12 protein-coding genes are annotated in these 13,168 nt (G+C 68.0%); 5 read left to right on the top strand and 7 right to left on the bottom strand.

Annotated features, from left to right (window positions below; translation table 11 throughout):
• Window positions 1-378: 378 nt before the first annotated feature.
• The gene (locus IEX18_RS06010; protein ID WP_188657732.1) at window positions 379-1,254 is read left to right on the top strand and encodes a hypothetical protein; all 876 of its coding nucleotides are present in this window, start codon (window positions 379-381) and stop codon (window positions 1,252-1,254) included.
• Window positions 1,255-2,075: 821 nt separating this feature from the next.
• On the opposite strand, the gene IEX18_RS06005 is transcribed toward IEX18_RS06010, so the two are convergent.
• The 3 genes from IEX18_RS06005 to IEX18_RS05995 all read right to left on the bottom strand — a co-directional run bounded on the left by IEX18_RS06005 (window position 2,076) and on the right by IEX18_RS05995 (window position 5,403).
• The gene (locus IEX18_RS06005; protein ID WP_229664389.1) at window positions 2,076-3,032 is read right to left on the bottom strand and encodes a hypothetical protein; all 957 of its coding nucleotides are present in this window, start codon (window positions 3,030-3,032) and stop codon (window positions 2,076-2,078) included.
• Entirely contained in the window at window positions 3,029-4,345 is a 1,317-nt protein-coding gene (locus tag IEX18_RS06000) for a glycosyl transferase family protein (RefSeq protein ID WP_188657731.1), read from the bottom strand. The genes IEX18_RS06005 and IEX18_RS06000 overlap by 4 nt, the downstream gene beginning before the upstream one ends.
• A 545-nt stretch (window positions 4,346-4,890) precedes the next feature.
• A complete protein-coding gene (locus IEX18_RS05995) occupies window positions 4,891-5,403 on the bottom strand; it encodes an outer membrane protein assembly factor BamE (RefSeq protein ID WP_188657877.1) in 513 nt (170 codons plus the stop codon).
• 124 nt (window positions 5,404-5,527) lie between these two features.
• On the opposite strand from IEX18_RS05995, the gene IEX18_RS05990 reads away from it, so the two are divergent.
• The 4 genes from IEX18_RS05990 (at window position 5,528) to IEX18_RS05975 (ending at window position 8,309) form a co-directional block, all read left to right on the top strand.
• Window positions 5,528-6,064 carry a ubiquinol-cytochrome C chaperone family protein gene (locus IEX18_RS05990; RefSeq protein ID WP_188657730.1) on the top strand — a complete coding sequence of 179 codons (537 nt, stop codon included), beginning with the start codon at window positions 5,528-5,530 and terminating at the stop codon, window positions 6,062-6,064.
• Complete coding sequence (locus IEX18_RS05985) at window positions 6,061-6,585, top strand: YceD family protein (RefSeq protein WP_188657729.1); 525 nt, start codon at window positions 6,061-6,063, stop codon at window positions 6,583-6,585. The genes IEX18_RS05990 and IEX18_RS05985 overlap by 4 nt, the downstream gene beginning before the upstream one ends.
• A gap of 151 nt (window positions 6,586-6,736) precedes the next feature.
• Window positions 6,737-7,234 (top strand): Ros/MucR family transcriptional regulator, encoded by a 498-nt coding sequence (locus IEX18_RS05980; RefSeq protein ID WP_188657728.1) that lies wholly within the window; start codon window positions 6,737-6,739, stop codon window positions 7,232-7,234.
• A gap of 58 nt (window positions 7,235-7,292) precedes the next feature.
• On the top strand, window positions 7,293-8,309 hold the full coding sequence (locus IEX18_RS05975; protein WP_229664388.1) for a hypothetical protein: 1,017 nt from the start codon (window positions 7,293-7,295) through the stop codon (window positions 8,307-8,309).
• Between the two features lie 243 nt (window positions 8,310-8,552).
• On the opposite strand, the gene IEX18_RS05970 is transcribed toward IEX18_RS05975, so the two are convergent.
• The 4 genes from IEX18_RS05970 to flgK all read right to left on the bottom strand — a co-directional run bounded on the left by IEX18_RS05970 (window position 8,553) and on the right by flgK (window position 13,159).
• Window positions 8,553-9,461, bottom strand: coding sequence for a flagellar motor protein MotB (locus tag IEX18_RS05970; protein WP_188657727.1), 909 nt, complete (start codon window positions 9,459-9,461; stop codon window positions 8,553-8,555).
• A 187-nt stretch (window positions 9,462-9,648) separates the two neighbouring features.
• Complete coding sequence (gene motA, locus IEX18_RS05965) at window positions 9,649-10,512, bottom strand: flagellar motor stator protein MotA (RefSeq protein ID WP_188657726.1); 864 nt, start codon at window positions 10,510-10,512, stop codon at window positions 9,649-9,651.
• Window positions 10,513-10,910: 398 nt separating this feature from the next.
• Window positions 10,911-11,810, bottom strand: a complete 900-nt coding sequence (locus tag IEX18_RS05960; RefSeq protein WP_188657725.1) for a flagellin N-terminal helical domain-containing protein — start codon at window positions 11,808-11,810, stop codon at window positions 10,911-10,913.
• A gap of 5 nt (window positions 11,811-11,815) precedes the next feature.
• Window positions 11,816-13,159, bottom strand: a complete 1,344-nt coding sequence (gene flgK / locus IEX18_RS05955) for a flagellar hook-associated protein FlgK (protein ID WP_188657724.1) — start codon at window positions 13,157-13,159, stop codon at window positions 11,816-11,818.
• Window positions 13,160-13,168 lie beyond the last annotated feature (9 nt).

The following is a 13,168-nucleotide window of genomic DNA, read 5'->3' as shown; positions in this document are numbered from 1 at the left end:
TCCCGATAGCGGACATTGCGGAGGCGGAGGCATCCCCCGCCGCGCGGCTTGGTCGCCGAGGGGGCAGGGCTTCGATGAGCGTGCCCGTACCCTAGTCATACGCCTGTCGATGTCGGCTTCCGTCCAGTACTGGACATTCGCATCCAGCCTGGTGGCAATGTCAGCCACGCCCACAGTTGACCGGTACCGCATGGCAGGTATCCTGTCAGAAAGAGGGGGTCGGCCGTGCGTTGGACTGGTAAGTTGCCGTTGGCAGCGATGGCGTTGCTGAGCGCGTGCGGGAGCGATGGCGGCGGTTCGGGAGCTAGTGGCATCGGCGTGTCGACGCCCGCGCCAACCCCGACATCCAGTCCGACCCCCACGCCTTCGGCAGGGACTTTGAACACCGGCGAGGTCAAGCCGGCGAGCGGCAGCGCCTTCCTCGCGTCGACCATGTCACTGACAACTACTGGCGGCGTCAGCGAGACGAACGGCATCATCACGGGCGGCTCGACGACGGACAGGGTCACGGCGATCGACACGCCGCAGTTCCAGGCCAGCTACACCGCGTCCGCGGGTTACGCCCTTTCCGACGCGTTCACGTCCACCCTGTTCGGGAGCCGTCAGCTCTCTGGCGACTCAACGGTTGCCAACGGCAACGGCGTTGTGTTCTTCACCAACATCGCCGGGGCTGTTGAAGATTACCTCGCTCTGTATCAGCAATCCACGTACAGCTCGAACATCAAGGGCAGTGGCTACACGACCGCAAAGTACGGTGGAACCGCCGGCTGGCAGCATACCATCGTGAACGGCACGACCCGCGCGACGAGGCTCACTTATTTTGGCTATGGCGTCCCCACGCCCGTCGCGTCGATGCCTCATTCAGGCGTCGTGCGGTTTTCGATGCTATCTTCCGGAAACTATGCGACGGATACGGACTTGTGGTTCCTGTCGAGTGTGAACGGCAACGTCATCGATGTCGATTTCGCCACCGGCAGGATTTCGGGCCAACTCTTGCTGAGTGGCCAAAACTTCTTCAAAAGTGTTGTTGGGGGCATCGGCGGCTTCCCGTTAAGTGGTGTGGTGTCGGGCAACTCAGCGACCAGCACCTTCACCAATGGCAGTTTGGGCACCTCGGGTGGGGTAAGTGGCCAGTATCGCCTCTTGTTCGTCGGCCCCAACGCGGACGAACTGGTCCTGACCTTCGTCGCGAACGATGGAACACAGGCCGCGGTTGGCGCCGCTGTCGGGGTTCGCGATCCCAACCTCAATTAGCGGCCGCTCACTGTTTACCAAGATGGCTGACGCTTCTTGCCACAACGCGGTTCGTGAAACCGGACCCGATGTCTGCTTCGCCCAATAGCGGACATCGCCTCACCATGTCATGGAAGAGCAGGGAGACATCACTGGCATTGACGTGGAGCACTTTGATCGCGGGCGTAGCAATCGGTCTCGGGCTGCCGCTCGCAGCCTTTTGGCTGAACACACGCCGCCGCAACGCAGGTTGGTGGCTGGTTCTAGCAGCGATCTTGTTTGTGATAGTCGGCAACGTTGCGGAGAAGCTAGTAACCGGAAGCTCGCCCCTATTTTGATGACGTTCGGGGCCGCCCAATAACGGACCTTCAGCCTAGCGTTCGCGTCGAACCGCGAAGAGTTATCCCACTCCGACAACTGCGATGAACGAAGCTCCCAGTGCAGCGATCATAATGAGCTTTTCAGGTCGTCGCTCGACCAGACCTCGCGCTATCACAGCGGCAGAGAACAGGACGAGACCACGCTGTAGCCATGTTGAACGCGATGCCATCGCTCTACCTTCCGCCCCGTCATGAGCGAGTCTACATCAAATGTCCGCTCCCCACCAGAGCCGGACGTGCGCGGCTGCGGCGACGCCTTCACCCCTCCTCCCGCCGTCATTCCCGCGAAGGTGGGAATCCAGACGCGCGGAAGCCTTCCGGATCACTCATGGCGTCGGAGAATACGAACTCCGCCGACGCGCGGATGAAGGTAGAGACAGGCGAGTGGTCTGCAAAAGCGCTCGCCTCTACCGCGGCGAAGCGGAACGCCGGTCCGCCGATGGCACAGACTACCCGCACCCCTCAAAAATCCATCCCGACCGACAATGCCGGACCCGACCCCGGCCGCGCCCGGCCTGCAATGCGCTGGCGCCAGTCGAGCGTCAGCCGCAATCTATGGCCTCCGATCGGCAGGGCAAGCCCGGCACTCGGCCCGACATCGACCCGCGCCGCCCCGCGCTGCGCCCCGCCCCATGCGCCCAGGCTCAGATCGAGCCGCAACGCGCCGGCCTGAACCCGCCGCGTCACCCGCGCGGCGCCATCGGCGAAGCCGTCCAGACCGTCCCGGCCGATCACTCCCGCCTGCCCGTAACCCTCGATCCGTAATCCCCGCGCCAGCGGCCGCGGATCGAGGCCTGCGACGACCAGCGCCGCCGGGCCACCCCGCCCGCGGCCGAGCGCCACGCGCTGCTCGACCAGCAGATGCACCGGCGCCGCGACCGGCTGCCAGTCGATCCCGACCGCCGCCTCGGTGGAGCGCCCGTCCAGTCCGCCCGATACTCGGCCGGACAGCGCCAGCCGGTGGCGGCGGTCGATCAGCCACGTCGCGCGCACTCCCGCTTGCGAGCCGCCCAGCTGGCTTCCCGGCCGCGCCATATCCACGCCGCCGCGCGCAATGCCCCACAGGCTGACCGTCAGTCGCGCCGCTTCTTCGGGCGTCGTCGTCAGATCCGGCAATCGCAGGGGCGGGGGCTGCGATGGTGTTTCCAGCGCTGCTTCCTCGGCCAGCGGTGCGCCGGCGTGCGCAACCGGGACCGGCGTTGCCGGCGGGACAGGACGCGCCGGCCGAGGGTGGCTCATGACCGGTCGTCGCGGCCCCGCCGGTCGCCCGGCCTCCGCCGCAAAGGCCTTCGCCTCAGCCGGCGGCGCGGGGACGAACAGCTCGGGCAGCCGTTCCAGCACCGGCCACAGCATGCCCAGCCGCACCAGCGACCAGCCGCCCAGCGTCGCGGCCAGGAAGCGGAGCGGGCGGCCGTTCACGGCAGCGCCGCCGGATGCTCGTGCGCGGTCTTGTCCCAGCGTAGCGGCGTGCCGGCCAGCCAGCCGAGATAGGTCCGCATCGCCCGCATCGCGGCCAGCATCGCGATCAGATTGCCGAGCAGCAGCCGCGGCACGGACAGCAGCGCCTCGCGCCTCCCATGGAGGCGCCCGGTGAACCAGGCGCGCATCGCCAGCCGCCAGCCGAGCAGTACCGCATTGCCCCGCAACAGCGCGATGGTCAGCGGCGGCAGCGCGGGCCGGCCCGCGAGCAGCCAGGCCAGCATCGCCGCATAGCCGATCGCCACGACCAGCATCGCCAGCGGCGTCCGCCGGTCCCGCACCCGCCACCAATGGTCGATCGGGGCAAAGCGGCGGCTCCACCCGGTCCGGTCCCAGCCCAGCAGCGCGATGCCGGTGATCCAGCGGGTCTTCTGCCGGACGGCGGCGCCGAGCGTTGCGGGGAAATAGGCGCGCACCGCGACGGGCTGGCTGTCCGCATCGGCGATGTGCGCGAGCCTGCCCCGGCCGCCCAGCGCCGCGATCCGCAGGCCCAGCTCGTAATCCTCGACCAGGCTGGCCGGGTCGAACGGCCCCTCCGCGCGCTCGGCCGCGAGCCGCGCGAGCATAGGGGTCGCAATGGCGCAGCCGGTGCCCGCGAGCGGCATGCCGGCGCCCAGCGCGGTGCGGACCGGCAGATGCGCCCCATGCGACAGCGCGAACTCGTCTGCATAGACGGCGCTCGTCGCCGACCCTGGCTTGATCAGCGGAATGACCGGCAGCTGGACGACATCCAGCTCGCCGATCAGCGCATCGAAGACCGTCAGTTCGTCGGGATGGACGACATCCTCGGCGTCGTGGAGCACCACTGCGCGCGGCCTTGCGTCCTCCGCGATCAGCGCCCGCCACAGCGTGTTGAGGCAATCGGCCTTGGTGGTCGGGCCGGGCCGGTCGCCCACCACCATCCGGACCCGCGGGTCGCGCACGTCGCGCACCGCGGCGATGGTGGCCGGATCGTTCGGATAGACGCCGACATAGAGTTGATAATCGGGATGGCGATAGCGCTCGAGCGCGGTGCGCAGCATCGCCGCGATCACGCTCGCCTCGTCCCAGGCGGGAATGAACACCGCCATCCGGCCGCCTTCGGTCGCCAGCGGCAGGCGCTCCAGCGGCGTGGCCGCGCGTCCGTGCAGCAGCCGCCGCAGCCAGTAGACCAGATCGACCGCCAGATCGTCGACCCCGCCGATCGCGAAGCCGATGCCGGCGAACAGCAGCCCTTCCCGTGCGATCAGCGCGATCGCTGCGCCCGTGTCCATCCCGGCAACCCCCATTGCCCCGGACGGCGATCTGCGGGCTCGTCATTCGGGTCGCAACAGGTGCGATTCAATCGCCTGTGCCGATCGAACCAAAGCGGGATTCGGGCGTTGCGCGATTGGTCCCTTCCCCCTTTCGGGATCGGTGCCGTTCCAAGCACGGCACGGCCGCGCCGCTGCGTAGCATGCGGCGCGGCCAAACCGTGGCAGATCAATGATGTGGACGTGTGGCCGAAGTGGGGAACGGGGCCGTGGCCTTGCGCTCCATCGGTCGTCCACAGGCTCCCTTGATGGGATCATTCCCGACCCGATCTGTCATGCCGGAACAGCCAGGGGCCTTTGAAAAAGTCGAGACCGTGACGTCTTCCAAACGTCATCCCGGACCTGTTCCGGGATCCACGGCTCCGTAACATTTGCGGCATGTGCGCGTGTGGCGCGGTGGATGCCGGAACAAGTCCGGCATGACGAGCTGACTTTCACAGAGGACTCGAACACGTCCGTCGTGGAGTCGCCCACGACTCGCCTTTGCGCGTGTCCTCGACTACCTCTTACGGACGGTCGCGATTGCCGCCCTGCTGCCCGCCGCCCATGCCCGCCGCGCCGACGGTGCCGATATTGCCGAACAGATCCTCGAAGAAGCCGCGCTTGCGGCCGAGCGTCGGCGTCACCTTGCCATAAGGTTCGATCGAGGCGACCTGCTCGATATTGCCGCGGCGGATCGCGGTGACGGTGCCCTGGGGATCGAAGCTGATCTGGACCGTGGTCTGCTCGCGCACCTTCGGCGTCTGGAAGCCGTAGTTGCGGTTGTCGCGCGAGACGTAATACCAGTCGCCCGAGCCGAACTGGCCGGCCACCGTGGGCGTGCCGAGCACCTGCTGCACCGACTGGCGGTTGTCGACGCCCGGCTGCACCGAATTCACCAGATCGGCGTCGATGATATAGCCCGAATGGGAGCGCAGCGGCGCGCAGCCGGCCGCGAGCGTGCCGCCGGCCAGGATCGCGAGGAGCGCGGCGCGCGCGCGGCGGCGGGGAGCGGCGAGGGGCGAGATGGCGGGGGGCATGGAAGGAAGCAACTCCGCGCGGGCGACGCTGGGCAACAGGGCGGGCCGGCCCGCGATTGCATCGGCCGCCATTCGTCTCGATATGCGAGGAGCCGGCCGCGCACAAGCGGCCGGGCAGGACGGGATGACGCGATTGGGCTGGCTGGCTTCGCTATTCGGACGCAAGCGGGACGTGGAATGGGTGCCGCTCTACAATGCGGTGGTCGCGCGCGCGCGCGCCGAGCACTGGTACGAGGCGGGCGCGGTGCCCGACACGGTCGACGGCCGCTTCGACATGATCGCCGCGGTCCTGTCGATGGTCCTCATCCGGCTCGAGGCGGAGCCGGCGGGCGCCGATCCGGCCGCGCACCTCGCCGAGCATTTCGTCGACGACATGGATGCGCAGCTGCGCCAGATCGGCTTCGGCGACATGGTGGTGGGCAAGCAGGTCGGCCGGATGATGTCGGCGCTCGGCGGCCGCCTCGGCGCCTATCGCGAGGCGCTGGCGGCGGAAGCGCGCGACGGGGCGGGAGCGCTCGACGCGGCGCTGGTCCGCAACCTCTATCGGGGTGACGCGCCCGCAGGCGAGGCGGTGGCGCATGTCGCGGCGGGGCTGCGCGACCTCCATCGCGCCGCGCGAGCGGTGCCCATCGCCACCCTGCACGAAGGAGCGCTGCCATGACCACGCCCGAATGGAGCCGGCCCGAGCGGCTCGACACGATCGGCGAGGGCGAGCGGACGGTGACGATCAGCGCCGACGAGGAAGAGCGCCGGGCGCTGGCGCGGCGCTTCGACCTGCCCGGCATCGAGCGGCTGGAGGCGAGCTTCGCGCTGCGCCGCGAGGCGGCGGGGATCGCCGCGACCGGACGGGTGACGGCAGAGCTGCGCCAGGCCTGTTCGGTGACCGGCGAGCCGCTGACGACACGGATCGACGAGCCGGTCGCGCTGCGCTTCGTCGAGCCCGCGACCGGCGGTGACGAGGTCGAACTGTCCGCCGATGCGCTCGACACGATCGAGATCGAGGGGGGCGCGATCGATCTGGGCGAGGCGGCGGCCGAGACGATGGCGCTCGCGATCGATCCCTTCGTGCGCGGGCCAAATGCCGCGAGCGCGCTGGCGCGGGCGGGCGTGTTGACGGAGGATCAGACGGGGCCGTTTGCTGCTCTGGCTGCGTTGAAGCGCGAACAGGGCGGCGCGGGCTGAAACCTTGGAGCCGCGCGGCTCTCATTCAGCCAGCGCCGGCTTCTATTATCACATATCGTTCATTTTTGACGTCCATCAAACATCTTGATCGCAAAGATGTTGACGTGGTGTCGCGCGATGTTACGGCCGTCTGCGGAACATGGAGGATCAAATGGCCGACGATATTGCCGATACCAACGCGGTAGAGCTGGCGACCGAATTGACGATTGCTTGGCTGGGTAATCCCAACACCCGCATCTCTGCTGAAGAGGTTCCGGCCTTTCTCGGCAAGATGCACGAGACGGTATCGGTTCTGCTGGGTTCGGGGGCACAGCCTGCACCGGTCGAAGATACCGGTAATGACTATGTGCCTGCGGTCAGCGTCCGCAAGTCTTTGGCGTCGAAGGATCACATCATCTCGATGATCGACGGCAAGCCGTACAAGACGCTGCGCCGCCACCTGGCTACCCATGGTCTTTCCCCGGCCGAGTATCGCGAGCGCTATGGCCTGAAGGCCGACTATCCGATGGTCGCCGAGAATTATTCGGAAAGCCGTCGCGCCATGGCGAAGAAGATCGGTCTGGGTCGCAAGCCCGGCACCAAGGTCGCCAAGGCCGAGGGTGCGCCGGTCGCCGGCCGCCGCCGCAAGGAAGCCGTTACGGCCGAATAACGACTCGTCAGGCTTGAAGAGTTGAAGGGGCGCTGCGACGATCGCGGCGCCCTTTTTCGTGACACGGGAGGTGCCGGTGATGGTGCACGAGCTGACGTCCGACCGGCGCAGGTTGGCGACGATCGCGCCGGCGCTGGTCGCGCTCCTCGCCGCGACGGCGGCGCGCCTGCCGCTGGCGCTGGCCTGGCCGCGGGTGGCGCTGCTCCTGCACCTCTGGATCGTGTCGGACGCGATGATGCTGGCGTTGCTCGCCCGCACGCGGCGGCCGCCCGCGCGCCTCGTGATCGGCACGCTGGCGCTCGCCGCACTGGCCGTCTGGATCGGCGCACCGGCACCGATGCGACACGCCCTCTCCACGATGCCCGCGCTGGCGCTCGTCATGACGGCGCTGCTGCTCCTCCATGTCGCGCTCGCGGTGCGGCGCGCGGCGGCGGCGGACGGACTATCGCTGGAGGCGCGGGTCGGAATCGGGCTGGGCGACCTGCTGCCGCCGCCGCTCGGCCGCTTCGCCGCGGCGGAATGGTCGATCCTGCACATGGCGCTGTTCCGCTGGGGCGGGACGGGGGACGTGCCGGCAGGATGCCGCGGCTTTGCCTATCACCGCCATCTCGCGCCGATCAGCGCGGCGCTGCTGATCCTCTCGGGGATCGAGGTCGGGACGTATCACCTGCTCGTCGGCCATTGGAGCCGCACCGCCGCGATCGTGATGTTCGTGCTGAGTGATCTCGGGCTGGTCTATCTGGTCGGGCTGATCAAGTCCTTCCGCCTCCGCCCCGTGCTGCTGACGCCGGACGGCGTGCGGGTGCGGGCGGGTTTCCTGATCGACCGGCTGGTGCCGTTCGACCGGATCGTCTCGATCGAGGGCGGCCTGATCGACGGGGCCGCGGTGCGCGATCCGGCGACGCTCAACGCTGCGCTGCTCGCCTGGCCCAACATCCTGCTGCGCCTGTCCGGACCCGTCGAGCATCGCGCCGGCCCGCGCCGCCGCCGCATCGACGCCATCGCCTTCCGCCTCGACGATCCCGAGGACTTCCTGCGCATCCTCCGCTGGCGCATGGGCCGGGCCGCGGGTTGAGCCAATGCCTCGAGCCGGACGGCATCGATGGACCCGTTCGCCATGAGCGCAGTCGAAGAGCCTGGGCCTCACCTGTGCTGCGACGTCGCCCGGGATGGACGGGTCGATTCCGGGTCATCCGGGTCTGGCCGCACCCGATCGGACGTCATCCCGGCGAAGGCTTAGAGCTTCCGGTGATCGCGCGATAAAGGAGCCGCTCAAGGCCCTGGCCTGCGCCGGGGCGACGGTCGGCATCGTGTGGATCTACTGCCCGAACACGCCCTTGCGATAGAGCAGCGTGATCGCCACGCGGCGATTGCGCGGGTCGCTCGGGTCGGCGGCGATCATCGGCTCGCGATCGGCGACGCCCTCGATCCGCTCGAACCGGTTCTCCGGCAGCCCGCCCAGCGCCAGCCGCCGCCGCGTCGCCTCGGCCCGGCCGGTCGCGAGCATCCAGTTGTTCATCGCGCGCGGATCGCCATACGGGACCGAGTCTGTGTGCCCGCGGATCATGATCGGGTTGGGCAGGTCGCGCACCGTGCCGGCGATCATCCCGATCAGGTCGGACGCCTTGCGGTCGAGCATCGTCGTGCCCAGCGCGAACATCGAATAATCGGCGTCGTCGACGAGATCGATGCGTAGCCCGGTGTCCGTGGGGATGAAGCGGACATGCTTGGCCAGCTTCTGCAGATCGGCCGATGCGGCCATCTTCTGCAGGATCTGCTGCTTCATTTTGGCAAAGGCCTTCGCGTCCTCCTCGCGAAGCTGCGCCTGCGAGCGGAGCGAGCCCTTGGGTCCCATCCCAACCTGCGGGCCGCCGTCCATCTGCTTGGCGGGCATGCCCATCGACGCGATCAGCGAGGCGGCGGCCTTGGGCCCCGTCTTGTTGTTCGACATCACCGATTCGCCGCCCAGCGGGCCGCTGCCGCCGATGCCCAGCTTCTTCGAATCGAGCAGGGTCGGCGCGAAATAGTCGGCCAGGCCCTTGCGCTGCTTCTCGGTCGTCGCGCCGAGCAGCCAGAGGAGCAGGAAGAAGGCCATCATCGCCGTCACGAAGTCGGCATAGGCGACCTTCCACGCACCGCCATGATGGCCGCCATGCCCCTCGATATAGACCTTCTTGACGATGACCTTGGGCGGGACGTTCGACCCGTGCGGCGCAGCCTTCGCCATTATCGGGCTCCTTCGGAGCAGCGGCACCAGCCAGCATCGGGCGACCAGCGCCCCGCGCTGGTCAGGTCATGCCGGGGGCATGACCGACCCGTTGCTCCCCCACCCGGCCTCCCATCAAGGATACCGTTGTGGGAGGCGGGGTGGGGGAGCGGGCTGGTGCCGCCCGTCGGCGTGAGCCGAACAAACATCATTTGCCGCGCAGGCCGTCGAACACCTCGGCGAAGCCGGGCTGGTTCTTGTGGTCGATGCCGCTGCGCGCCGCCTCGATGACCAGCGGCTGCGGATGGCCGTGGAGCGAGGCGATGATGATCTGCTTAACCACATCGTAGATTGCCGAATCGGCATCGATCACCTGCTTCAGCCGGTTGGCGAGCGGATTGACCACGCCATAGGCGAGCAGCACGCCCATGAAGGTGCCGACCAGCGCCGAGCCGATCATCCCGCCCAGCACCGAGGGCGGCTTGTCGATCGAGCCCATCGTCTTCACGATCCCGAGCACCGCCGCGACGATGCCGAGCGCGGGCAGCGAATCGGCGAGGCTGGTCAGCGTATGCTGCGGGCTCTCGACCTCGTGGTGATGGGTCTTGATCGAATGGTCCATCACCTCCTCGACCGCATGCACGTCGAGCGTGCCCGACGACACGACGACCAGGCGCAGCGTGTCCGCGATCAGGTTGATCAGCGTATGGTCCTTCAGGAGCTTGGGATATTCGGCGAAGACCGAGGAGGATTGCGGATCCTCGACATGCGGCTCGAGCGCGATCGGCCCTTCCATCCGCAGCATCTTCATCAGCTTCGAGACGAGGAAGATCGTGTCGAGATAATCCTGCTTCTTGTATTTCGGACCCTTGAACACCTTGCCCAGGCCGCCGCCCATGGCCTTCAGTTCCTTACCCGAATTGCCGATGATCAGCGCGCCGGCCGCGGCGCCGCCGATGATGAGCATCTCGTGCGGGATCGCCTCGAACACCGGGCCGAGGGCACCGCCGGTGATGGCGAAGCCGCCGAACACCATGCCGAACAGGACAACAAGGCCGATTGCAGGAAACATCTTTTGGCAATCCCGGAGTCATCGAGCCGGAACACCGGCGTCATGGTTCCCCGATTAACCGCATTTCCTCGCCAACCCGTTACCACGTGCGGCCATTATTTGCCGGTCGGGGGGCGGGGCGTCATCCCGGCACAGGCGAGACCTGCGCGAGAGATTCTTTTTTTGTCATCCCCGCGCAGGCGAGGATCCAGAACCTCTGACCTTTGCGAGTGACGCGGAACGCTTCCGCGCGTCTAAATCCCCGCCTGCGCGGGGATGACGGCAAAATGACGGTGGTTTTGATCCTGAAGCCGGATCACCCGTTCGTGCTGAGCGAAGTCGAAGCACAGGTGGATCCCAGGCCCTTCGACCGCGCGCAGGGCGACCGGTCAGAGGGGGTGCCCTCAGGTCATCCAGCGCTAGCGGATATAGTCGAAGAGCGAGAGCTGGGCGAGCTTGGAGAAGCTGGCCTGGGTCGCCTGCAGCGCGGTCAGCATCTGCTGGAGCTCGACCACCGCCGAGGGGATGTCGGTGTCCTCGAGCTTCGAGCGCAGCTCGGTCCGGTCGGTATCGGCGGTCTGGAGCAGCTGCTGCTGGAGGTCGATCCGCGCGCCGCGCGCGCCGACCGACGCCTGGACGTCGCCCAGCTGGTTGAGCCCCTGCTGGATGGTGTCGAGCGAACCGTTGGCGGTCGCCTGCGAGTCCGGGTCGCTGGTCTGGAGGGCCTTGGCGAGCGTCTGGAGCGTGGCGAGCACGTCGGTGCCGTCGGTGAGCTGGAACAGCCGCCCCGCGCTTTCCGTCGCCTGCACGTCCTGCCCGTCCGCGATCGGCACTGGCGAGACGTTGGTCGGCGTATAGGTATAGGTGCCGTCGCCATTGTCGACGACCGCCTTGACGCTGCCGGGCGTGCCGAACAGCGGCTCGCCGCGGATATTGTTGATGTTGGCCAGCCCGATCAGCGAGCCCAGCACCGAATCGAGCTCGGCGCCGATGATCTTGCGCTCGCTGGCCGACTGGGTGCCGGTGGCCGCGCTGGTCGCCAGCTCCTTGGCGTGGGTCAGCTGCGCGGTGATCTGCTTGATGACACTGTCGGCCTGGTCGAGCAGCGACCCCGCCGTCTTCATATTGTCGGCATAGACTGCCGAGTTGGCGTCCTTCTTGGCGATCTCGGCGAGCTGCTGCGAGACGCCGGGCGCGTCGGACGGAGTCTGGATCTTCTTGCCGGTCGCGATCTCGGTCTGGAGCGTCTGGGCGCGCTGCGTCATCGCGCTCATCCGCTTGCCGGTATCGGCGTAGAAGTTGCTCGTGGAGACCTGCATGGCGGTTACCGGATCTCCAGGATCGATTGGAAGGTGTCGCGCGCGGCCTGGATGACGCGGCTCGACGCCTGATAGGCCTGCTGGAACCGCATCAGGTCCACGGCCTCGCTGTCGATGTTGACGCCCGCCGCGCTGCTCAGCGCGGTCGCGGCGCCGTCGCGGATCGCGGTCTGCGCCTCCGCGATCGTGGTCTTCTGGCGATAGGCGGTCGCATTCTCGTTGATGATCGCGGTCAGCTTCGCCTCGAAGTCGCCGGTCGTGCGGATCGCCGCGAACTCGGCGAGGTTGCTGCCGTCGCGGATGCTGGTGCTCTTGGCGGCGGCGATCAGCGTCGGATCGCGGAACGCGACCGTCATGTCGGTGGGATCGGTGGTGCTGGCGGTCAGCAGGTCGGTGCCGGTCACCCCGGCCATGTCCTTGCCCAGCGCCTGCGCCGCGTTGACCTTGCCGACGAAGTCGGCGGCGAGATCGTTGACGGCGTCGGTTGCGTCCGACACCCGCTCGGCCGCCTCGGCGATCCCCGCCATCGCCCCGCCATTGGGGCTGATGGTCAGCGACGCGGGTTCGCCGGGCACCACGACCGTGAACTGGGTGTTCGCGCCGGTGCGCGTATAGGAGGCGTAGCTGGCGACATCGCCGCGGACGAGCGTCGGTCCGCCATTGCCGCCCGCCGTCACGGTGGCGCGGCCATAGGAGTCCATCGCGACGCCGACATCGACGATCGCGCTCATCTGTTCGAGGATCTGGTCGCGCTGGTCGGCGAGCTGCGCCGCGGCGGCGGTGTTGGGCAGGGTGCGGCCCAGCCCGTCATTGACCTTGGCGAGCGAGGACGACAGCGCATTGAGCGTATCGACCGTCTGCTTGCCGCTACGGTCGAGATCGGTGCCCATCTGCGCCAGCGCCTGACCGGTCGACTTGAAGGCGATCGCAGCCGAGTCGGCAGCGCTGATCATGCCGGTGCGCAGCGCCGTCGAAGTCGGCTCGGCGGCGAGTGCCGTCGCGCTGTTGAAGAAGCTGGTGACCCGCGCCGTCAGCTGGTTGCCGGTCATCGCCTTTTCGATCCGGTCGAGCCAGGTCGCCCCGGTCTCGGTCCGGGCGAGGTCGGCCCCGGCGCTGCGCACCTGCTGGGTCGCGAAATTGTCGCCGCCGCGTCCGATGCCGGCGAGCAGGACGCCGTTGCCGGCGCTACGCGCATCGACCGCGCCGACCCCGGCGGAGACCTCCGTCATCCGCGTCGTGCGACGGGTATAGCCGGTCGTCCCCACATTGGCGATATTCTCGCCAACGACGGAGAGCGCGGTCTGATACGCGCGTACGCCCGAAGCGCCGATCGCAAGGAGGTCGCTCATGACCCGCCT

The sequence above is a fragment of the Sphingomonas metalli genome (genome assembly GCF_014641735.1).
Classification (GTDB): Bacteria; Pseudomonadota; Alphaproteobacteria; order Sphingomonadales; family Sphingomonadaceae; genus Sphingomonas; species Sphingomonas metalli.
Note: the sequence above shows the minus strand (reverse complement) of the source record. Positions and strands in the feature narration are given on the sequence as shown.